This is a genomic window from Bacteroides sp. RTP21281st1_H5_RTP21281_210402 (assembly GCF_040918965.1).
GTDB lineage: Bacteria > Bacteroidota > Bacteroidia > Bacteroidales > Bacteroidaceae > Bacteroides > Bacteroides congonensis.
Window position 1 is genome coordinate 827,954 of sequence record NZ_JBCOWR010000001.1, and the last position, 20,702, is coordinate 848,655.

Sequence of the window (20,702 nt, forward strand, 5' to 3'; positions counted from 1 at the left end):
AAGGTATGGCAAAGAAAGACGAACTTAATTTTGAAACAGATAATAAAATGGCATCAAGCGAAAAACTAAAAGCCTTACAGGCTGCCATGGAAAAGATAGAAAAGAGCTTCGGTAAAGGTTCTATCATGAAAATGGGTGACGATAGTGTTGAACAGGTAGAAGTGATCCCGACAGGCTCTATCGCCTTGAACGTGGCGCTCGGCGTAGGTGGTTACCCAAGAGGCAGGATAATCGAAATATATGGCCCGGAATCTTCCGGTAAAACGACATTGGCTATCCATGCCATTGCCGAAGCTCAAAAGGCCGGCGGTATCGCCGCTTTCATTGATGCAGAACATGCTTTCGACCGTTTCTATGCTTCCAAACTGGGCGTGAACATTGACGACTTGTATATATCCCAACCGGATAATGGCGAACAGGCTCTGGAAATAGCCGAACAATTAATCCGTTCTTCCGCCATCGACATCATCGTTATCGACTCTGTTGCCGCATTGACTCCGAAAGCAGAAATCGAAGGTGATATGGGCGACAATAAGGTAGGTTTGCAAGCGCGTTTGATGTCACAGGCATTACGTAAGTTGACCGGTACAGTCAGCAAGACACGTACAACTTGTATCTTCATCAACCAGTTGCGTGAAAAGATCGGTGTTATGTTCGGTAATCCGGAAACAACTACCGGTGGTAATGCTCTGAAATTCTATGCTTCCGTACGTATAGACATTCGTGGCAGCCAACCTATCAAGGATGGCGAAGAAATTCTGGGTAAACTGACTAAAGTGAAAGTTGTGAAGAATAAAGTGGCTCCTCCTTTCCGGAAAGCAGAATTCGACATTATGTTCGGTGAAGGTATCTCCCACTCCGGAGAAATCATCGACTTGGGTGCCGACTTGGGAATCATCAAGAAGAGCGGCTCATGGTATAGCTACAACGACACCAAGTTAGGACAAGGACGCGATGCGGCAAAACAATGTATCGCTGACAATCCCGAACTTGCCGAGGAACTGGAAGGACTTATCTTCGAGAAATTGAAGAAAAAAGAATAACGGGATTCTGTCATCTTTTTAAGACAGGGCTGTATCCCAAAAGAAGTGGGAGAATATCGCATGACACGGATATTCTCCCACTTTTCTCTCTCTATATATATGTGTATTTATGTGTGCCTCATATATGTGTATTTATGTGTGGCTCTTCTTTATACGAAATAAATATAAGCCAACGTACTCAAGCTAATCACTACCCAAAGCAGAACTCCCTGAACTAACGGCTTGACCCCGACTGCCCTTAACACATCAATAGAAAGAGAAGCACCGATAAAGAACATAGTAATCGTCAAGGTCTTACGGGCGATTCCATTGATTGCTGCTCCCAACTGCGGCACTCCGTCAAGTAAGTAAGTATTTACCACCATTGCCAGAACAAAGAAGAAGATGAACCAGGGAATACTGATTTTCTGTCCTTTGCTCTTAAAGATAAACGAAGTGGCAAAAGCCATAGGAATTATCCAAAGCGCACGGGTCAGCTTGATAGTGGTAGCCACTTTCAAGGCTTCTTCACCATACGCAGCACCTGCACCGACAACCGAACTTGTATCGTGAATGGCAATCGCCGCCCATGTTCCGAACTGCTGTTGATCCATATTCAAAGCATGACCAATCATCGGGAAGATAAAGAGTGCGATTGCGTTCAGGATAAAAATAGTGCCCAGTGCAACAGACATTTCACTATCCTTCGCTCTCAGCACCGGCCCTACTGCCGCAATGGCGCTACCACCACAGATAGCAGTTCCCGAACTGATAAGATAAGCGGTATTCCGGTCTATCTTGAATAACTTACGTCCGATAAACCAACCAATCACTAAAGTACCGATAACAGAAATTACAGTAAACTCCATACCTTCCTTACCGGAAGCCAAAGCCGAATGAAGGTTCATTCCGAAACCCAGTCCGACAACTGAATATTGTAACAAATATTTAGATGTTTTCTTATTAAACTTCGGATGTGCCTGTCCACAAGTCAATGCAAAAATAAGTCCAAGAAACAAAGCAACCGGTGGAGTCACCCATGCCGACCATGCTTCCAATCCCGGAATATAATCTAAAAACAGAAAGAAAGTCAAAGTAGAAAGTAACGCGACATAAATTGTCTTGTTGTTTGTCTGCAACGTTTTTGTAGCTGTTGAAATCATATAATTTTATCTTTAATTGTTTTCGGGGTGCAAAGGTACAGGAAACAATCAAGACATACCAATAGTTTCTAATTATGCATTATAACTTTTGGTTATAGACAACCTACTTTGGACTATTTTCATACAGTTACGATATCCTTTCCGAAAGGCGACAATGCTAACGCAGCCAGCTTAAAGTGTTGTAATCCAAAAGGAATACCAATAATAGTTATACACAGAATCACCCCAAAAACTAAATGTGACAAACAAATCCAAATGCCACCCACGAATATCCATATCACGTTCATTAATATATAAAGACAGCCACTGGAACGACTTCCGCTTCTCACCTCTTTACCAAAAGGCCACAAAGCAAGTCCTGCCAATTTCAACGTTTGCATTCCAAAAGGAATGCCGATAATAGTAATCATCATCAATATACTTGAAATAAGGTATTCTACTGCCGTGAAAATACCACCAAGCAACAACCATAAAAGGTTCATCAAACAGCCCATAACAATAACTTTTTATTATTTATCCAACATTCTTTTTGTCATCTCATCCGTTTCGCTCCGATAATATTGTTCTATCACCTGCTGAAACAAATCATCCGGAGCAACCTCATTAAAAAGCGTCATGCACGAAAGTACCTTCATCGCATCCAACGCGCCGAAAACGTCCTGCGCCGTCTTACCTTTCAATTGCAGAAAAGCCAATGTTATTTCTCTTAGTCTTTTACCCAAAATCGGATGCGCCAAATATGCTTCAGCTTCTTCCTTGCCACTGATTCCATAATACTGTGAATTATAGCTCATTCCCAACCCTTTCAGTTGAGGAAATATATACCAAATCCAATGAGAATATTTCCGCCCGTTTCTGACTTCTGTAAGGGCACGTTCATAGTCGCCTTGTTGGGCGTCAAGAAATCGTTGTAAATTATAGTCTCCCATATCAAATCATCAATTTTCTTCTGTTTGCTTTATATTGATATATTTTATTGCTTTAACGCATAAACGACTAACAAATATACACTTTTTCCGGAGATAAACAGAGGTATTACACACTCTTTTTTCGAAGATAACTCCTCTTTCTGTGTAATCTTGGCATCCTTTATTAAACATATACCTCTCTTCTCCACATCTATTACTACTTCTCCCCCAGTCTATTAACAAATAACTTCCACTTTATTAATCATAAACTTACTTTTATCAAATAGAAAACTTATCTTTGCCTAATCATAAACTATAAATGCAAGCTTTGATTATAAAAATGCAAGCTTTATTTTTATAATTGCAAGCTTCATTTATAAAAACAGAACTTCCATTTATAGTTTATGATTAATCAAAAGGAACTTTAGGATTAGGAGAAAAGAAGTTTGCACTTAATGCAGAGAAAGTTTTCTCTTAATAGACAAGAACCCACCTATTAATACTTTAAACCAAAGAATGTATGGCACGTTACATCATGGAAGAGATGCCCGATCTCCAAAAAACAGGCAAAAGAATTACTTATCCCAGATTTGCACGGATAGACAATGCAAGTCTAAAAGAATTGGCGCAACGGGTGGGCGATGTAAGCGGTTTCAGTGCCGGAGACATAGAAGGCGTACTGCTTCAGACAGGCATCGAAATGGCACGTCTGATGGCAGAAGGACGCTCGGTAAAAATAGACGGGATAGGGACATTTACCCCGTCGCTTACCTTGGGCAGGGATAAGGAACGGGAAGACGCAGAAGAAGGTGGAACACATCGTAATGCACAGAGCATCTTTATAGGTGGTGTTAATTTCCGTGCAGATAGGACGATGATAAGAAACATCAGCGAAAGATGCCGGTTGGAAAGAGCACCTTGGAAACGGCAACGTTCTTCGAAGAAATTCACACCGGAGCAACGATTGGCATTAGCAATAAAGTACCTTGACGAGAATCCTTTCCTTACTGTATGGGAATACCGCAAACTGACCGGATTGCTTCAAACTGCTGCTACCAATGAATTGAGACAATGGGGACACCAGCCTGATTCAGGAATAGAAATAGCCGGCAGAGGTGTCCATAGAGTATATATAAAGAAAAAAATAGTAGAAGAAGGGCAATAGAAAAAAGCAATAACAGTATGAGAAATGATGAGAAAGGGTATGAGAAACAACCTTTTCAAGGCTATTTTCTCTTTAAAATGATGAGAAATGCACTTCCGTGAAAGCATTTCTCATACAGTAGTTCATTGGTTAGAAGACTGTTGACTAAAATTTATGAGAATATGAGAAATACTTTTTCCATTTCTTGTGTAGAGCAACAGGGAGCCTGAACCTGAATTATAAATTTTTGCTGTGATGTCCCGCAAACCGCATGAAGACCTGGGACAGTCCTCCCTCCTGCCCTTGCAGTTGTACGAAATTAAATTCGCGCTGCATGGGCATCCCTTTTATTTCAATCACGCGCAGATTGCCCGCTACGAGTTCTTTATGTACGGAACGGATTGAAACAATCCCCATACAATCAGCATGTTCGATGAAAAGTTTGATGCTTTCCGTACTGCCGAGATACATCATTACATTCAAAGAAGACAGTTTCAAGTTATGTTGCGACAAAGCACGCTCGAATACATCCAACGTCCCTGATCCTCTTTCACGCAGGACTAATGGAATATTCAGCAAGTCTTCCGGACTTATTTCATCCTGAATATTCAGTTTGGTATGTGCATGTACCACTGCCACAAGTTCGTCTTGCAGGAATGAAGTATATTTTAAGTTAGGAAGGCGGAAGATCCCCTCTACCAAACCCAAATCTATCCGATGCTCCTGCAAAGCTGTTTCCACTCCACGGGAATTTCCATTAATCAGGGAAAGGTTGACTTGTGGAAACTTAGCGATGAAATTTCCCAATAAGGGCGGTAAGACATATTGGGCAATTGTAGTACTGGCTCCCAATTTCAATTCGCCGATATATTCGTTGTGAAGCAAATGCATTTCATATTCCAACTGTTTGTAGTCATCCAGAATCTTCTCACTATGCTTCAATAGCAACTCACCTGCATCGGTCAAGGAGATTTTACTTCCCTGACGCTCGAATAAGCGAGCCTGATAATAAGTCTCCAATTCCTGAATATGCTTGGTAATAGCAGGTTGGCTGACAAACAGCTCTTGCGAAGCCTTCGTAAAACTCAAGTTCTTCGCCACACTCTGAAACACTTTTAAACGAAAATCGGACATGGGGCTAAATTTTAAGTATTAAGCATTAGATATCAAGCATCGGGCATGGGGCTATCAAAGTTCATCAGCTCTAATCCCTAATGCCTGCATGACGGGGAAAGCCAACATATCCCATTTATACGCTAACGGAGCATCCGGCTCATTCATCCGGAACTGAATAACTTCCTTGCCTTTTATCTCATTCAACGCATCAGTCACCCTCTTTCCATACTCTTCATTGAATGAAACCACAATCATTCTTTTCACATCAGCCGAATCGGCAACGATGGACAACAAATCAAGAAACAAATCTTCTCTTGTCACCATTCCTTCCGAAGGAACACTTGCAAATGAATACTCACCATAAGGGCTTTGAAAAGCAACACCGTTCAGTTCCTTCTCCAAATCGGAAGGCTGGCAATACACAAGCCGCTCCGAGTCCTTATCGTAAACAAAAAGAAATTGCACTTCATTTTTTCCTTCTGTAATCCCTGCATCCAATGTCAGATAAGTAGTCAGTATCGAAAGGTCTATCTCTTGCAGAGAACGCCGCAAGGTCTTTTCAAAATATCCCTTCATATCTGTAATTACAAAGTTCAGAAAAGCCGCATCAATCAACACTACTGTCTCAGACAGTTTTATTTGAGGTTTATCGTTCATACCTTATTCTTAATATTATTACAGCCGATAAAGATACTACAATACTTTTATTTATCACCCTCATTTCGCAGCAAATTCGTCAGTCGTATATAAATGAAAGAGGTCATTTTGTCCTTTAACTCCCTAATAGCCATGCTATTTTGTCATATTTTTCTACTTGGCAAATCTTTTGCGCCCTTTTAGGTGTTATTAGAAACGTGAAATAAGAAAGGAGAACAACGATATGAACTTTAACAATTTTACTATTAAATCCCAAGAAGCGGTACAGGAAGCCGTGAACCTGGTAAGAAACCGGGGACAACAGGCTATTGAGCCTGCCCATATCATGCAGGGAGTGATGAAAGTAGGTGAGAATGTCACCAACTTTATCTTCCAGAAGCTTGGCATGAATGGACAGCAAGTGGCGCTCGTGGTCGACAAGCAAATAGATTCACTGCCGAAGGTATCCGGTGGAGAGCCGTATTTGAGTCGTGAATCGAATGAAGTATTGCAGAAAGCAACACAGTATTCCAAGGAAATGGGCGACGAGTTCGTTTCATTGGAACATATCATACTGGCATTGCTGACTGTAAAGAGCACCGTATCTACCATCCTGAAGGATGCCGGTATGACGGAAAAGGAACTGCGCAATGCTATCAGTGAATTGAGAAAAGGAGAAAAGGTTACGTCACAGTCAAGTGAGGATACTTATCAGTCACTGGAAAAATATGCCATCAACCTGAATGAAGCTGCCCGTAGCGGCAAACTAGACCCGGTGATTGGACGTGACGAAGAAATACGTCGGGTACTTCAGATATTAAGCCGTCGTACAAAGAATAATCCGATTCTGATTGGTGAACCGGGTACGGGTAAGACTGCTATCGTAGAAGGTTTGGCACATCGTATCCTTCGTGGTGACGTACCTGAAAACCTAAAGAACAAACAAGTTTATTCATTGGATATGGGTGCACTTGTTGCAGGTGCAAAGTATAAAGGTGAATTTGAGGAACGACTGAAATCGGTTGTCAATGAAGTGAAGAAATCGGAAGGTGACATCATCCTGTTTATTGACGAAATCCACACTTTGGTGGGAGCCGGAAAAGGTGAAGGCGCCATGGATGCAGCCAACATCCTGAAACCTGCCCTAGCCCGTGGAGAATTGCGTTCTATCGGTGCGACAACTCTCGACGAATACCAAAAGTACTTTGAGAAGGATAAAGCACTGGAGCGTCGTTTCCAAATTGTACAGGTGGATGAGCCGGATAATTTAAGCACTATCTCTATCCTTCGTGGATTGAAGGAACGCTACGAGAATCACCATCATGTACGTATCAAAGATGATGCGATTATTGCTGCCGTGGAATTGAGTAGCCGTTATATTACCGACCGTTTCTTGCCGGATAAAGCTATCGACCTGATGGACGAAGCTGCCGCCAAATTGCGTATGGAAGTGGATTCCGTTCCGGAAGAACTGGATGAGATTTCCCGTAAAATCAAGCAGTTGGAGATTGAGCGCGAAGCCATCAAACGCGAGAATGACAAGCCGAAACTGGAAATCATCGGTAAGGAGCTTGCCGAGCTTAAAGAACAGGAAAAGTCTTTCAAAGCTAAATGGCAGAGCGAAAAGACTTTGATGGACAAAATTCAGCAGAATAAGGTCGAAATAGAAAATCTGAAATTTGAGGCTGAAAAGGCTGAACGTGAAGGCGACTACGGAAAGGTAGCCGAAATCCGTTATGGCAAACTTCAGGCTTTGGATAAAGAGATAGAAGAAACGCAACAGAAACTCCGTGGGATGCAGGGCGATAAAGCCATGATTAAAGAGGAAGTAGATGCTGAAGATATTGCGGATGTCGTATCTCGTTGGACAGGGATTCCTGTCAGCAAGATGTTGCAAAGTGAAAAAGACAAGTTATTGCACTTGGAAGAAGAACTTCACCAACGTGTAATCGGTCAGGATGAAGCAATTGAAGCGGTTGCGGATGCTGTGCGTCGTAGTCGTGCCGGATTGCAAGATCCGAAACGTCCGATAGGTTCATTTATCTTCCTCGGAACGACCGGTGTGGGTAAGACCGAGCTGGCAAAGGCCTTGGCTGAATTCCTGTTTGATGACGAAACGATGATGACCCGTATCGATATGAGTGAATATCAGGAGAAACACAGTGTTTCCCGTTTGGTTGGAGCGCCTCCGGGATATGTAGGATACGATGAAGGCGGTCAGTTGACGGAAGCTATCCGGCGGAAACCTTACTCGGTTGTACTGTTTGATGAGATAGAGAAAGCTCACCCGGATGTCTTCAATATCCTGTTGCAGGTTTTGGATGACGGACGATTGACAGATAATAAAGGAAGGGTGGTTAACTTCAAGAATACAATCATCATTATGACTTCGAATATGGGTAGTTCTTATATACAAAGTCAGATGGAAAAGCTGAATGGCGCTAATAAGGAAGAAGTAATCGAAGAAACGAAAAAGGAAGTGATGAATATGCTTAAAAAGACTATTCGTCCCGAATTCCTGAATCGTATTGATGAGACGATCATGTTCTTGCCGTTAACGGAAAAGGAAATCAGGCAGATCGTACTTTTGCAAATTAAGAGTGTACAGAAAATGCTTGCTGAAAACGGGGTAGAACTGGAAATGACGGAAGCCGCTTTGGACTTCTTATCCCAGGTAGGATATGATCCCGAATTCGGAGCACGTCCGGTCAAGAGAGCTATTCAGCGCTACTTGTTGAATGACTTGTCCAAGAAACTACTTTCTCAGGAAGTAGATCGAAGTAAGGCAATTATCGTTGATGCAGGCGGCGACGGATTGGTGTTCAGAAATTAAACGGCATCAAGCTAAATGAAAAAGTCGGCAGGTTCTTTTCAGACCTACCGACTTTTTTTATATTCCTGCATATACGACTCTCCGAACTTCAGGCTGGCAGTTCGGGTGACTCATCACTAAAACATAAGTACCATGTCTCGGTATTGTTATGGTAAGTGAAGGCAGAGCAAACTGATGCTTCCCCCTTAGCTCACCTTGAGAATCATATAAGAATACCATTGTACCCGCCAGTAACCTGGTCAGGCATAATATCCCTGTTTCTTTGTCCAAATGGACATTCACTTCTTTATTTGTTATCGTTTCCATCCCCTTACATAACAGATTTGTTCTCTACTATTATATTTATCCACGCCCAAATTCCATGAAATTATGAACAGTGGCAAAGATACATAAAAAAGCATCATTATTTACAATATAAGTAGAAGATATTTATTTAAAGAAAAGATAACCCAATATATACTAATTTTTTCTTTAACAAACAAGCATTTATATAAAAGAAAAACATGATAACCAACTTTTAAATGATTACCATGTTTTTTAGTCTTTCAGGATAAGCGACATCGACTATTCTGCCGTTGCCTCTTTCTCATCTTCTTTGGTTTCTTCCTGTTTGAATTCTGTAATACCATTAGAAATCAGAATATTATACCAGGAAACCAGTTTCTTTATATCCGCTACATACACACGGTCACGATCGAAGTTCGGCAGTACTTCTGCCAAATATTCGCGCAACTGTTCGGGTGTAGCTTTCTTAGGATCAATAGAAGCCGCTGCTGATTGCTCTTTTTCCTTGATCGCTTCCAACACATCGTACAAAGGAACTTCCGCATCATCCGTGTACATTGCTATATCTGCCAATGAGATAATTTTTTCATTACCATAAGCGGGGAAACGTTTCTTCTCAGCATTGATTGATTCAACAATCAACATATTTTTTCCTTGCGAAATAAGTTTGTACAATCCCGGTTTGCCGGAGATAGACAAGATAGTCTTCAACATAGTATATATACTTTTGTTTATTAATTATTTTTTGCGGGGCAAAGGTAATGATTATTTTTAGATAGCAAAGAAATAAGCTCCAAAACCTGCGGAATTAACGGTGTTTCATCATCATTCACAATCACGTAATCAGCATGATTTCTCTTAGCCTCATCACTCATTTGCGACTCAATGCGTTTCATCACCAATTCTCTTGATGAACAGTCGCGCTTTACAGCACGCTCTACCCTTACTTCCAACGGTGCATAAACCATTACGAGGAAATCGACTTCATCCCTAAAACCGGCTTCAATGAGAATGGCGGACTCCATGCCTACTAACGGTTCACTCCCTCGCCGGATTACCCACTGACGAAAATCTTCTTTCACTTGCGGGTGAATGAGGCTGTTCACTTCTTTCACATGATCGGGATGTCCGAACATATAGGATGCAAGCAAAGGACGGTTTAATTCTCCATCTTGAAAAACGTCCCTACCCACCAAGTCACAAAGTCCCTGACGGATCACTTCATCCGTATGCGTAATACGTTTCGCTTCTATATCCGATATATAAACAGGGATTCCCATTATTTCCAGCAGTCTGGAAACTACACTCTTTCCGCTACCGATGCCACCGGTTATGCCAATCTTAATCGCCATCTGGAGTTACTTGTTCTATCAAAAAATCAACTTGCTCGGGAATAATACGGATTTGATTGATTCCGCTCGGAAATGATTTCAGTTTAACCGTATATTTATCCGAGCCTAGCTTCAGTAGTTCTTCATAAGAAACATTAATCACAAAATCGCTTGCTTTTATACTACGGAATCGCTTCAGTCCTACCTGAAAAGTGATCTGAACCTTTGAAGGAAAAGCACGCAGTACTTTATCTGCCGGAAAATTAATCCCATGCAACGGTACTTCCACCGTTTTCTCCGTATAAATATCCACCGGGAATGTCACCTCAACCGAACCCGGAACAAACTTCACTCCCCTTTCCGAAGCCAAAGAAATCCGTTGACGGGTAGTATCCGATATATTCTCCAAGTTTATCTTTTGAGTATAAGCAGTGGTTATCGTATCCAAAATCCCTTCCGGGGCATAGACCAATACCGAGTCGGGACTGCAAATCGTATCCGACACATAATATTGAAGTCCGGCTGTCACTTTTCCTTGAAGGCGGACAGGCACTAACTTGGATTTCCCTTCAGAATAGATATAGTCCAATGTATCAGGCTTAATGGAAAGAATCCTGGAAGAAACATTCAACTGGCTCAATATCTTTTTCTCAAAATCGGATGCGTAAATCTTCACATGATTATTTTTTCCTTTATAATCGGAAAAACTCAGGTTTACCGGAAAGAAACTCTTTCCCAGCATATAATTAAGGAGAACAGTACCTTTATCTTTCACTCTGACACGAAGTTCGGAAGGGGGTTCCGAAGTCAGTACCACATTATTGGGAAGGTCTTTAATACGCACCGGAATAGAAAATTCCGCTTCATAATCATTGTTCAATGTCTGAAGCAGCCAAAAACCACCGGCTATCAGGAAGAAAAATAAAAAAATTAAGAATTCCCTGCTCTTATCACTGAGCAGAAAATCCTTAATTCTCTTAGATAACTTTAAATACGTATATCTTATTTTCCTACGATCAAACATAGGCATTTTTTTACCGACGATTTACTTAGATTGATTGCTAGCTGCTGAAGCATCAGCAAAAATAGAATTCTTATCTATCTTAATCTTCACGTTAGAAGCAATCTCAAGTACGATATAGTCGTCTGTAATTTCCTTGATTATACCGTGAATACCACCGGCAGTAATCACACTCTGATTTACCTGCAGAGATTTACGGAAATTAGCTATTTCTTTTTGCTTCTTATTTTGAGGACGGATCATAAAGAAATACATGATAACAAACATTGCTATCAGCATGATCCACATCATACTTCCACCGCCAGCAGCAGGAGCTTGCAATAATACAGTAAATACGTTCATAAATAATCAGTTTTAGTTTCTATTATATATACAAAGGTATCAGTTTTTATTCAACTTACCTTCTTTTTTCAATTGATTAACTATTCCATCCAATGTTCCGTTGATAAAGCTACCGCTCTTAGAGGTGCTATATAACTTCGCAATTTCCACATATTCATTTAACGAAACGCTGACCGGAATGTTCGGGAAACTTAAAATTTCTGCCAATGCTGTCTGCATAATGATGACATCCATAAATGCAATACGATCCAAGTCCCAGTTTTTCGTATTCTCACTTACCAGGTGACGGTAGTAGTCTGAATTCAAAATAGTACGGCGGAACAGACGGCGCGCAAATTCCTGATCTTCGTCATCTTTGAATTCAGGAAGCAATTCTTGATTCGCGCCTTTTTTCTCGTCAAAGCGCTTGATTGTTTTCAATACGAATGTATCTACTATTTCTTTATCGTCATTCCAATACAAACTTTGGTCTTCCAATACCTGATCGAGAGAATCATTATTAAAGATGTATGTCTTATAGATCTTTCTCCATAATTCACGATCCGCTTCATACGATTTGTCATCAGAAGCCATATACTCTTTATAGATGTCGGTTTCCACAATTTTTTCGTAGAGTTCTTTCACAAAATCCTGGTCGTTCACCCAGGTTCTCTTCTGATTGGCGATAAACTCCATTAGTTGTTTGTTGACTTCCAACTGGGCAATAAATTTATTGTCCACAAACTTCGTGTTGGGATATAACTCTTCTGCCGTGGGTGCCAGTTTGGCTTTTGCCGCATCAATACGTTTTTGTGCATACTCTGTCAATGCTATCATCAGCATTAGCAAATAGTTGTAAAGGTCATACGCCTTTGAAAGACTAAAGAATAACTCTTTCTCCGCTGAGTCTAGATTTTTGCTGCCATTTTGATAATAGGCATATACTATCTGTATAATCTTAAGACGAATAAGAACTCTGTTGATCATAATTCAATTTAATACTGTTGTTATCGAACTGCAAAAGTAGATATTTTTAGCGAGTTTCCACAAATAAATCACATTTTTTAATGCAGTATTTGATTCTCTGCGCTTTTTCTTTTGACAGTTTAAAAAAAATATCCAATTTTGAAGCCGATTATAAACAGATCGTAAGACATGGAAGATTTAAAAAAGAAAATGAGCGCAGACATGAATGACAAAGAGATTGTATTCTCCAAGTCTATCAAAGCAGGTAAACGCATCTACTATCTCGACGTAAAAAAGAATCGTAAAGATGAGATGTTCCTGGCTATTACAGAGAGTAAGAAAGTGATAACGGGAGAAGGTGATGATTCTCAAGTTAGTTTCGAGAAACACAAAATCTTCTTATATCGGGAAGATTTTCAGAAGTTCATGGCAGGACTTGAGGAAGCTGTCAACTTCATAGAACGCAGCGACATGAACGACTATATCAGCCGCCTGAACCAGGAAGCAGATGAAGAAGATGAACTAAAAGCTGCCGAAGAAGCACAAGAGGACAAATTGGAAAGCGAAATTAAGATTGATATCGACTTTTAAGGAAGTAAATCTTTGATAATTCAAAAAAAAGATGTACTTTTGCACCGCTTTTTTGCAACATCGTGTGATAATCCACATCGTGTGATGGTGAATTAAGCAAAATAACTTAATTTAGAGTAACACATTTTTTTAAGAAATGAAATCAATTGAAGTAAAAGGAACTGCAAGAGCAATTGCAGAACGCTCTTCAGAACAAGCAAGAGCTTTGAAAGAAATCCGTAAGAACGGTGGTGTACCTTGTGTACTTTATGGTGGTAATGAAGTAGTTCACTTCACAGTGCCTAACGAAGGCCTTCGTAATCTTGTTTACACTCCGCACATCTACATCGTAGACCTGGACATCGATGGCAAAAAAGTAAACGCTATCCTGAAAGATATTCAGTTCCACCCTGTAAAAGACACTATCCTGCACGTTGACTTCTATCAAATCGACGAAGCTAAACCTATCGTAATGGAAGTTCCTGTACAGTTGGAAGGTCTTGCAGAAGGTGTTAAAGCCGGTGGTAAGTTGGCATTGCAGATGCGTAAGATCAAAGTGAAAGCTCTGTACAATGTAATTCCTGAAAAACTGACTGTAAACGTTGCTCACCTGGGATTAGGTAAGACTGTTAAGGTTGGCGAATTGAGCTTTGAAGGTCTTGAACTGATGAGTGCTAAAGAAGCCGTTGTATGTGTTGTTAAGTTGACTCGTGCAGCAAGAGGTGCAGCAGCAACCGCTGGCAAGTAATCTGAGATTATCCCTGTAAAAAGAGATATACTACAAACGCAGATTAATGCAGATTAAAGCAGATGTTCAGTCTGCATTAATTTGTATTAATCTGCGTTTCTCTTTCCAATTAATGAACTGTTTTACCGAAAAGCAATGATAAAATATTTAATTGTCGGACTGGGAAATATTGGCCCCGAGTATCACGAAACTCGGCATAATATCGGATTCATGACGGTAGAAGCATTGGCTAGAACCAATAATGCCCCGCCTTTCATTGACGGGCGCTACGGTTTCACCACCAGTTTCTCTGTCAAAGGGCGACAGTTGACACTACTCAAACCGTCGACTTTTATGAACCTAAGCGGGCTGGCTGTCCGCTACTGGATGCAGAAGGAAAATATCCCATTGGAGAATGTACTGATCGTAGTGGACGACCTGGCTCTCCCTTTCGGTACGTTACGTCTGAAAGGTAAAGGAAGCGATGCCGGACATAACGGACTGAAGAATATCGCCGCCACCCTGGGTACTCAAAATTATGCCCGACTGCGTTTTGGCATCGGAAACGATTTTCCACGTGGCGGACAGGTTGATTATGTGCTCGGACACTTCACGGACGAAGACTGGAAGACGATGGACGAAAGACTGGAAATGGCGGGAGACATTATCAAGAGTTTCTGCCTGGCCGGAATCGACATCACGATGAACCAGTTCAATAAGAAATGAAATCACTAAAAACATGGCTGAAGCAAGAATAGATAAATGGATGTGGGCTGTGCGCATCTTCAAGACACGCACAATTGCGGCAGAAGCCTGCAAAAAAGGACGTATCACCATCAATGGCTCCCTGGCCAAGGCTGCCCGTATGGTGAAACCGGGAGATGTCATTCAAGTAAAAAAGCCGCCTATCACCTATTCCTTCAAAGTACTGCAAGCTATCGAAAAGCGTATAGGCGCAAAGCTCGTACCGGAAATGATGGAAAATGTGACTACTCCTGACCAATACGAACTATTGGAGATGAGCAAAATCAGTGGATTCATAGACCGTGCACGCGGCACCGGACGTCCTACCAAAAAAGACCGCCGGGAACTGGAAGATTTCACTGCACCGGAGTTTATGGATGATTTTGACTTTGATTTCGATTTTGATAGTGAAGAATAGTAAATGGGATTTTAATTTAGACATAAGAACAAAAGAACATAAAGGAGGCTGCGCTTGGAAAATTATTTCTGCCGGTCATTAAACTACTACTGTTTCATCTTTTGTTCTTATGTTCTTATGTCTAAAAAGAAATTTATTACTCTGTCTGCAATAAAATTATCATTTATAGATTTGCTTTTACAGCATCAATCAACTCCTGATATTCTTCATCTGTCAGGTAAACTTTTCCCGGATTCATTTGGAATACACCACCATAATCAGGCCCATCCACATATTTAGGCGCTAAATGGAAGTGCAAATGGGACAACTTATCCGAGTAAGCACCATAATTTATCTTTTCCGGTTGGAAAGCCTTTTGCATGGCACGGGTAACGCGTGCTACATCGGCCATAAAAGCATTGCGGTCTTCGTCACTCAATTCATTCAAGTCGTTCGCATGGTCTTTGTATGCTACGAGGCAACGTCCACGATACGTTTGTTCCTTAAACAGGAATACACGTGACACACTCAACTGCGCAATCTCAATCATCAGATTATGCAGCGTCTCATTATTCTGACAATACAGACATTCTTTCGGATCGCTCTTCATGATATTATTATAATTTTAAGTTTTTATCGTCACAAAAATAAGGATTCCATTCTTATCCGGCTTGTACTTTTTCGTTTTTTTGATTGACTAATTGGTACACATCCTCTTTTTCGCCTACCAACCATACCACATCACCCTCTTTGAGCGGTGCATTCACGTCGGGAACCATCAATGTCCCGTCCTCACTTTCTATCCCTGCTATCATGCAATGATATTTTTCCCGGATACCCGATTCGCGTATCGTTTTGCCCAAGAAAACAGAATCACCATCAATGATAAACTGCTTCAAGGTCATTTCACTCTTTTCGTATACCTCCCAGTCTATCTTCGCTCCATTCTGCATCGCTTCATTGAACACATTCAACTGCTCATCCGTTCCTATCACCTGTATCTTATCCATCGGGAACAGGCGAACGGAACCGCCCGGAATATTAATCCGTCTCTTCCCCCGAAGAATGGAAGCCACATGAACGCCAAACTTCTTTCCCAAATTAAGCTCCATCAACGTCTTTCCCGCCCAATTGGATTCTCCCGGAATTTCCATATCCGCCAGATGCAGGTCATGCGACAACAAACGTCCGGCATATTCCGGTTTCTTCTCCCCCAAATACTCCGCACGCACATCCCTGGAACGAAGATTCTGAAAGAAACGACGTTCAATCGAAATAGATTGCTTTTTCAGGCGGCGCGACCATACCATCAACAATACGGCAAGCACAGCAACACCGATAACCAATCCGATAGATGCTTTGAACAAACCGGAAATCACAAAGATGACAAAGAGTGCCGCTATCATAATACGGATAACAATTGTCGATACTAAAGGAGCACGATTCGCACGACTATCATGCCACAAAGTCATAAATTCCACCGAATGGTTTTTCTTCACCATTATAGCCCGTAAGAAAGGAGCAATACAAAGAATGATAAACACCGCCCCCAACAATGACGCCCAAAAATGCGGCAGGTTCTCCTTGAAGAAAGGGACGACGAAACGGAAAGAAAGCGCGATAATCGATATACTGACAATGGAATAAACCACTGTAATCCGTACCATTGCCAATATCAGCTTCTTCCACAAATTCTCATGGTTGAGTGCAGTCTGTGACCCGGAAGAGTAACGCATCAGAAGTTTTCTCCACGAAGCGGGAAGATGAGCGTCAACAAAAGAAGAAGCAGGTTCGGCAAGGCGAATCATATAAGGAGTAAGAAAAGTAGTAATGACAGAAACCGCTACCACTATCGGATACAGAAAGTCGCTCGTCACATGCAACGAGACTCCCAGGGACGCTATAATAAACGCGAACTCGCCAATCTGCGTCAGGCTGAATCCACACTGCATAGCCGTCTTTAAAGGTTTACCGGAAAGTATCACTCCGAAAGTCCCGAAGATAGACTGCCCTAAAATGACTGCCAAAGTAATCACGATAATAGGCACGGCATATTCCACAATCATCGCAGGATCTACCATCATACCCACTGATACGAAAAAGATAGCTCCAAAAAGGTCTTTCACTGGTTTCACCAACCGATCTATGGATTCCGCTTCAATCGTTTCCGCCAGGATAGAACCCATGATAAACGCGCCGAATGCAGCAGAGAATCCGGTATTGGCAGCCATCACCACCATACCGAAGCATAATGCCAACGACACGATAAGCAAAGTCTCCTCCCCCATCAACTTACGGCAACGCTTCAGAAATTCCGGAATCAGGTAGATACCGACTACAAACCACAAAATAAGGAAGAATAATAACTTTCCGATGCTCTCCAACATCTCCGTACCTTCAAAATTATGGCTCACCGCCATAGTAGAAAGCATCACCATCAACACGATAGCCAAAATATCCTCCAAAATCAAGATACTCAATACCAATCCGGTAAATTGCTTTTTCCTTAATCCAAGGTCATCGAAAGCCTTATAAATAATGGTAGTGGAAGACATGGCAATCATACCACCCAGAAACAAACTATCCATCCTGTGCCAACCAAAACCCATGCCGACACCTATTCCCAACAAAATCATACAGAAGATAATGGTACAGGCAGCAATAATGGCAGAACCGCCCACTTTCACGATCTTCTTAAAACTAAATTCCAGTCCGAGGGCAAACAGCAAGAAGATGACACCTATATCCGCCCATGTCTTGATATTCGCAGCATCCATTACGGAAGGTGTATAAGGCATATGCGGACTTGCCAGAAAACCGGCAACGACATATCCCAAGACTAGAGGTTGTTTCAACTTCTTAAACAATAAAGTCATAATGCCCGCACATATCAATATCAGTGCAAGGTCAGCTATCAGGGTAGGTAATTGAGACATTATTTTATCGTATTTGCTGACAAAATTAAAATAATTCTATGGTATAAACAACATATTTACGGATATGTTTTATGATAGCCGGCATAAAATCAATCAGCCCCGGATAAATTCAGAACTTATCCGGGGCCTTATCAAACAAGACAGATTTAAAATCTTATTTTCTGAAAGGTGGTTTTACTATTACTGCTTTTAATTTACGTCCGCGCATGTCGATACAGATTTCCGTGCCCACCTTACTATATTCAGGCTTCACATACCCCATACCGATACCAATCTTGCGGGTAGGCGACATAGTGCCCGAAGTCACTACACCAATCTTCTCCCCTTCCGGATTCACCAGTTCGTAACCATGGCGGGGAATCCCCCGGTCAATCATTTCAAAACCGACCAACTTGCGGGTAGTTCCTTCCGCTTTCTGCTTCTCCAGCATAGGACGGTTGATGAAATCCTTACCGTCCACAAACTTGGTAATCCATCCCAATCCGGCTTCTATCGGGGAAGTTGTATCATCCAGGTCGTTTCCATACAGACAGAATCCCATCTCCAGCCGAAGCGTATCACGAGCTCCCAAACCGATAGGCTTGATACCATACTCTTCACCTGCTTCAAAAACAGCCTGCCAAATAACATCGGCGGCATCCGGATAGAAATACAGTTCAAAACCTCCCGCACCGGTATAACCCGTATTGGAGATTATCACATTCTCTTTGCCCGCAAACGTTCCTACCTTAAACGTATAATACGGAATAGCCGACAAATCAATATCCGTCAACTTCTGCAAAGCAAGAATCGCTTTCGGGCCTTGCACAGCAAGCTGCCCGATATTATCTGAAGAATTTTCCAGTTCCGCACCCTCCGTATTATGGGAAACGCACCAGTTCCAGTCTTTCTCCATATTGGCAGCATTGACTACCAGCATATATTTTTCCGGTTCAAAGTGATAAACCAGCAAGTCATCTACGATACCACCTTCTTCATTAGGAAAACAAGTATATTGTATCTTTCCCGGAGTCAGTGCCGCCACATTATTGGAAGTCACTTTTTGAAGAAAAGCCAACGCATTCGGCCCTTTCACCCAAAATTCTCCCATATGGGACACATCGAACACACCGACATTCTGACAAACAGTGAGATGTTCGTCAATGATACCGGAGTATTCAATAGGCATGTTATAACCTGCAAATTCATGCATCTTAGCACCGAGTGCTATATGTTTCTCTGTAAACGGAGTGGTTTTCATTATTTTAAAGTATTAAGTTTCAAGTATTAAGAATCAAGTATTATGTGCTATCAGGAAGCAGTCCAAGCAAGACTTTTTATTTGGAAGCGACTAGTTCGGCAATCTTCACGATGACTTTCATAGCCTTTTCCATGTTCTGAACAGGAACAAACTCGTAGCGTCCGTGGAAATTCAAACCGCCGGCAAAGATGTTCGGACAAGGCAACCCTTTGAAAGAAAGTTGCGCACCATCCGTACCACCACGAATCGGTTTCACGTTCGGCTTCACGCCAACGGCTTCCATTGCGGCAAAAGCAGTGTCGATGATATGCATTACCGGTTCTATCTTCTCACGCATATTATAATATTGGTCGCGCAACTCAAGAGTCACCGTACCTTCGCCATATTCTTCGTTCATTTGAGCCACCAGACGTTCCATCTCCTTCTTGCGGTCTTCAAATTTAACACGGTCATGGTCGCGGATGATATAAGAAACAGTACTTTGCTCCACTTCACCCTGAATTCCTATCAGATGATAGAAACCCTCATATCCCGTAGTATGTTCCGGTCTTTCCTGTGCAGGAAGCAGGTTGGTAAACTGATTGGCAAGATAAATAGAGTTAATCATCTTGTCCTTGGCATAACCCGGATGCACATTGCGCCCTTTAAAGATAACCTTGGCGGCAGCAGCATTGAAGTTCTCGAACTCCAGTTCTCCCACTTCACCGCCATCCATTGTATATCCCCACTCACAACCGAACTTCTCTACATCGAATTTATGAGCACCTTCACCGATTTCTTCATCGGGGTTGAATCCGATACGAATCTTTCCATGCTTGATTTCGGGATGTTCTTTCAGATAAACCATTGCCGAAACGATTTCCGCAATCCCCGCCTTATCGTCAGCACCGAGCAAAGTCTTTCCGTCGGTCACAATCAGGTCTTCGCCCTTATGATCCAGCAATTCGGGGAATTGCGCAGGAGAAAGGATTACATTCTCTTCCGCACAAAGCACAATGTCCGAACCATCGTACTTTTCAACGATGCGCGGAGTCACATCCTTGCCGCTCATATCAGGACTTGTATCCATATGGGCTATGAATCCGATAGTCGGAACTTCTTTATCTATATTGGCAGGAAGCGTAGCAAAAAGATAGCCATGTCCGTCCAAAGTAATATCCTCCAATCCCAAAGATTCCAGTTCCGCTTTCAGATATTCGGCGAATACCATCTGTTTCGGAGTACTGGGAGTAAGCCCTGTCGATTCATCAGATTGTGTATCGAAGCTCACGTACTTTAAAAATCTGTCTACTAAAGTCATTTTATTTACGATTTAACGATTTACTACTTACTATTTGATAGT

22 protein-coding genes are annotated in these 20,702 nt (G+C 41.8%); 7 read left to right on the top strand and 15 right to left on the bottom strand.

Annotated elements, in window-relative coordinates; all coding sequences use genetic code 11:
- Positions 1-5: 5 nt before the first annotated feature.
- Complete coding sequence (recA, locus tag AB5443_RS03265; protein WP_044655992.1) at positions 6-1,043, top strand: recombinase RecA; 1,038 nt, start codon at positions 6-8, stop codon at positions 1,041-1,043.
- A 149-nt stretch (positions 1,044-1,192) separates the two neighbouring features.
- Here the strand turns inward: recA and AB5443_RS03270 are convergent, their stop codons facing one another.
- The 3 genes from AB5443_RS03270 to AB5443_RS03280 all read right to left on the bottom strand — a co-directional run bounded on the left by AB5443_RS03270 (position 1,193) and on the right by AB5443_RS03280 (position 3,114).
- Positions 1,193-2,185 carry a YeiH family protein gene (locus tag AB5443_RS03270; protein ID WP_022137765.1) on the bottom strand — a complete coding sequence of 331 codons (993 nt, stop codon included), beginning with the start codon at positions 2,183-2,185 and terminating at the stop codon, positions 1,193-1,195.
- A gap of 119 nt (positions 2,186-2,304) precedes the next feature.
- Positions 2,305-2,679, bottom strand: a complete 375-nt coding sequence (locus AB5443_RS03275; protein WP_277135667.1) for a YccF domain-containing protein — start codon at positions 2,677-2,679, stop codon at positions 2,305-2,307.
- Positions 2,680-2,694: 15 nt separating this feature from the next.
- The gene (locus tag AB5443_RS03280; protein ID WP_277135668.1) at positions 2,695-3,114 is read right to left on the bottom strand and encodes a DUF1810 domain-containing protein; all 420 of its coding nucleotides are present in this window, start codon (positions 3,112-3,114) and stop codon (positions 2,695-2,697) included.
- 499 nt (positions 3,115-3,613) lie between these two features.
- Here AB5443_RS03280 and AB5443_RS03285 point away from each other — a divergent pair, with 499 nt between their 5' ends.
- Entirely contained in the window at positions 3,614-4,258 is a 645-nt protein-coding gene (locus tag AB5443_RS03285) for an HU family DNA-binding protein (protein WP_277135669.1), read from the top strand.
- Positions 4,259-4,474: 216 nt separating this feature from the next.
- Here AB5443_RS03285 and AB5443_RS03290 read toward each other — a convergent pair whose 3' ends face one another.
- Positions 4,475-5,371: a LysR family transcriptional regulator gene (locus tag AB5443_RS03290; protein ID WP_044656511.1), complete on the bottom strand. Its 897-nt coding sequence runs from the start codon at positions 5,369-5,371 to the stop codon at positions 4,475-4,477.
- A gap of 54 nt (positions 5,372-5,425) precedes the next feature.
- On the bottom strand, positions 5,426-6,010 hold the full coding sequence (locus tag AB5443_RS03295) for a DUF6621 family protein (protein ID WP_073348039.1): 585 nt from the start codon (positions 6,008-6,010) through the stop codon (positions 5,426-5,428).
- Positions 6,011-6,233: 223 nt separating this feature from the next.
- Between AB5443_RS03295 and clpB the strand changes: the two genes are divergently transcribed.
- The gene (gene clpB / locus AB5443_RS03300) at positions 6,234-8,822 is read left to right on the top strand and encodes an ATP-dependent chaperone ClpB (protein ID WP_022137759.1); all 2,589 of its coding nucleotides are present in this window, start codon (positions 6,234-6,236) and stop codon (positions 8,820-8,822) included.
- 57 nt (positions 8,823-8,879) lie between these two features.
- Here the strand turns inward: clpB and AB5443_RS03305 are convergent, their stop codons facing one another.
- The 6 genes from AB5443_RS03305 to nusB all read right to left on the bottom strand — a co-directional run bounded on the left by AB5443_RS03305 (position 8,880) and on the right by nusB (position 12,767).
- A complete protein-coding gene (locus tag AB5443_RS03305) occupies positions 8,880-9,128 on the bottom strand; it encodes a hypothetical protein (RefSeq protein ID WP_022137758.1) in 249 nt (82 codons plus the stop codon).
- A 258-nt stretch (positions 9,129-9,386) separates the two neighbouring features.
- Positions 9,387-9,821 (bottom strand): DUF5606 domain-containing protein, encoded by a 435-nt coding sequence (locus AB5443_RS03310; RefSeq protein ID WP_073348038.1) that lies wholly within the window; start codon positions 9,819-9,821, stop codon positions 9,387-9,389.
- A 20-nt stretch (positions 9,822-9,841) separates the two neighbouring features.
- The gene (gene coaE, locus AB5443_RS03315) at positions 9,842-10,459 is read right to left on the bottom strand and encodes a dephospho-CoA kinase (RefSeq protein ID WP_195661849.1); all 618 of its coding nucleotides are present in this window, start codon (positions 10,457-10,459) and stop codon (positions 9,842-9,844) included.
- A complete protein-coding gene (locus AB5443_RS03320) occupies positions 10,449-11,462 on the bottom strand; it encodes a YbbR-like domain-containing protein (protein WP_073348504.1) in 1,014 nt (337 codons plus the stop codon). The genes coaE and AB5443_RS03320 overlap by 11 nt, the downstream gene beginning before the upstream one ends.
- 21 nt (positions 11,463-11,483) lie before the next feature.
- Complete coding sequence (gene yajC, locus AB5443_RS03325; protein ID WP_073348037.1) at positions 11,484-11,801, bottom strand: preprotein translocase subunit YajC; 318 nt, start codon at positions 11,799-11,801, stop codon at positions 11,484-11,486.
- Between the two features lie 39 nt (positions 11,802-11,840).
- Positions 11,841-12,767, bottom strand: coding sequence for a transcription antitermination factor NusB (gene nusB / locus AB5443_RS03330; RefSeq protein WP_073348036.1), 927 nt, complete (start codon positions 12,765-12,767; stop codon positions 11,841-11,843).
- Between the two features lie 168 nt (positions 12,768-12,935).
- Between nusB and AB5443_RS03335 the strand changes: the two genes are divergently transcribed.
- The 4 genes from AB5443_RS03335 (at position 12,936) to AB5443_RS03350 (ending at position 15,205) form a co-directional block, all read left to right on the top strand.
- Complete coding sequence (locus AB5443_RS03335; protein WP_022137363.1) at positions 12,936-13,337, top strand: PUR family DNA/RNA-binding protein; 402 nt, start codon at positions 12,936-12,938, stop codon at positions 13,335-13,337.
- A gap of 136 nt (positions 13,338-13,473) precedes the next feature.
- Positions 13,474-14,064 (top strand): 50S ribosomal protein L25/general stress protein Ctc, encoded by a 591-nt coding sequence (locus AB5443_RS03340; protein ID WP_044656322.1) that lies wholly within the window; start codon positions 13,474-13,476, stop codon positions 14,062-14,064.
- A gap of 138 nt (positions 14,065-14,202) precedes the next feature.
- Entirely contained in the window at positions 14,203-14,769 is a 567-nt protein-coding gene (gene pth / locus AB5443_RS03345; protein ID WP_044656324.1) for an aminoacyl-tRNA hydrolase, read from the top strand.
- 13 nt (positions 14,770-14,782) lie between these two features.
- Complete coding sequence (locus AB5443_RS03350) at positions 14,783-15,205, top strand: RNA-binding S4 domain-containing protein (RefSeq protein WP_022137360.1); 423 nt, start codon at positions 14,783-14,785, stop codon at positions 15,203-15,205.
- 163 nt (positions 15,206-15,368) lie between these two features.
- Here AB5443_RS03350 and AB5443_RS03355 read toward each other — a convergent pair whose 3' ends face one another.
- From AB5443_RS03355 to pepT, 4 genes are all read right to left on the bottom strand, one after another.
- The gene (locus tag AB5443_RS03355; protein ID WP_022137359.1) at positions 15,369-15,794 is read right to left on the bottom strand and encodes an HIT family protein; all 426 of its coding nucleotides are present in this window, start codon (positions 15,792-15,794) and stop codon (positions 15,369-15,371) included.
- A 52-nt stretch (positions 15,795-15,846) separates the two neighbouring features.
- Complete coding sequence (locus AB5443_RS03360) at positions 15,847-18,120, bottom strand: cation:proton antiporter (protein WP_277135670.1); 2,274 nt, start codon at positions 18,118-18,120, stop codon at positions 15,847-15,849.
- 154 nt (positions 18,121-18,274) lie between these two features.
- On the bottom strand, positions 18,275-19,360 hold the full coding sequence (gene gcvT / locus AB5443_RS03365) for a glycine cleavage system aminomethyltransferase GcvT (protein ID WP_277135671.1): 1,086 nt from the start codon (positions 19,358-19,360) through the stop codon (positions 18,275-18,277).
- Positions 19,361-19,436: 76 nt separating this feature from the next.
- Positions 19,437-20,660 (bottom strand): peptidase T, encoded by a 1,224-nt coding sequence (gene pepT / locus AB5443_RS03370; RefSeq protein WP_277135672.1) that lies wholly within the window; start codon positions 20,658-20,660, stop codon positions 19,437-19,439.
- Positions 20,661-20,702 lie beyond the last annotated feature (42 nt).

What these genes read in the sequence shown, in the direction of transcription:
- AB5443_RS03355 (WP_022137359.1), bottom strand. Translation starts at nt 15,794, where the DNA reads ATGAAGAGCGATCCGAAAGAATGTCTGTATTGTCAGAATAATGAGACG.
- AB5443_RS03275 (WP_277135667.1), bottom strand. Translation starts at nt 2,679, where the DNA reads ATGGGCTGTTTGATGAACCTTTTATGGTTGTTGCTTGGTGGTATTTTC.
- AB5443_RS03310 (WP_073348038.1), bottom strand. Translation starts at nt 9,821, where the DNA reads ATGTTGAAGACTATCTTGTCTATCTCCGGCAAACCGGGATTGTACAAA.
- AB5443_RS03280 (WP_277135668.1), bottom strand. Translation starts at nt 3,114, where the DNA reads ATGGGAGACTATAATTTACAACGATTTCTTGACGCCCAACAAGGCGAC.
- AB5443_RS03340 (WP_044656322.1), top strand. Translation starts at nt 13,474, where the DNA reads ATGAAATCAATTGAAGTAAAAGGAACTGCAAGAGCAATTGCAGAACGC.
- coaE (WP_195661849.1), bottom strand. Translation starts at nt 10,459, where the DNA reads ATGGCGATTAAGATTGGCATAACCGGTGGCATCGGTAGCGGAAAGAGT.
- gcvT (WP_277135671.1), bottom strand. Translation starts at nt 19,360, where the DNA reads ATGAAAACCACTCCGTTTACAGAGAAACATATAGCACTCGGTGCTAAG.
- AB5443_RS03270 (WP_022137765.1), bottom strand. Translation starts at nt 2,185, where the DNA reads ATGATTTCAACAGCTACAAAAACGTTGCAGACAAACAACAAGACAATT.
- AB5443_RS03360 (WP_277135670.1), bottom strand. Translation starts at nt 18,120, where the DNA reads ATGTCTCAATTACCTACCCTGATAGCTGACCTTGCACTGATATTGATA.
- pepT (WP_277135672.1), bottom strand. Translation starts at nt 20,660, where the DNA reads ATGACTTTAGTAGACAGATTTTTAAAGTACGTGAGCTTCGATACACAA.
- AB5443_RS03335 (WP_022137363.1), top strand. Translation starts at nt 12,936, where the DNA reads ATGGAAGATTTAAAAAAGAAAATGAGCGCAGACATGAATGACAAAGAG.
- AB5443_RS03305 (WP_022137758.1), bottom strand. Translation starts at nt 9,128, where the DNA reads ATGGAAACGATAACAAATAAAGAAGTGAATGTCCATTTGGACAAAGAA.
- recA (WP_044655992.1), top strand. Translation starts at nt 6, where the DNA reads ATGGCAAAGAAAGACGAACTTAATTTTGAAACAGATAATAAAATGGCA.
- AB5443_RS03290 (WP_044656511.1), bottom strand. Translation starts at nt 5,371, where the DNA reads ATGTCCGATTTTCGTTTAAAAGTGTTTCAGAGTGTGGCGAAGAACTTG.
- AB5443_RS03320 (WP_073348504.1), bottom strand. Translation starts at nt 11,462, where the DNA reads ATGTTTGATCGTAGGAAAATAAGATATACGTATTTAAAGTTATCTAAG.
- AB5443_RS03295 (WP_073348039.1), bottom strand. Translation starts at nt 6,010, where the DNA reads ATGAACGATAAACCTCAAATAAAACTGTCTGAGACAGTAGTGTTGATT.
- nusB (WP_073348036.1), bottom strand. Translation starts at nt 12,767, where the DNA reads ATGATCAACAGAGTTCTTATTCGTCTTAAGATTATACAGATAGTATAT.
- yajC (WP_073348037.1), bottom strand. Translation starts at nt 11,801, where the DNA reads ATGAACGTATTTACTGTATTATTGCAAGCTCCTGCTGCTGGCGGTGGA.
- AB5443_RS03285 (WP_277135669.1), top strand. Translation starts at nt 3,614, where the DNA reads ATGGCACGTTACATCATGGAAGAGATGCCCGATCTCCAAAAAACAGGC.
- clpB (WP_022137759.1), top strand. Translation starts at nt 6,234, where the DNA reads ATGAACTTTAACAATTTTACTATTAAATCCCAAGAAGCGGTACAGGAA.
- AB5443_RS03350 (WP_022137360.1), top strand. Translation starts at nt 14,783, where the DNA reads ATGGCTGAAGCAAGAATAGATAAATGGATGTGGGCTGTGCGCATCTTC.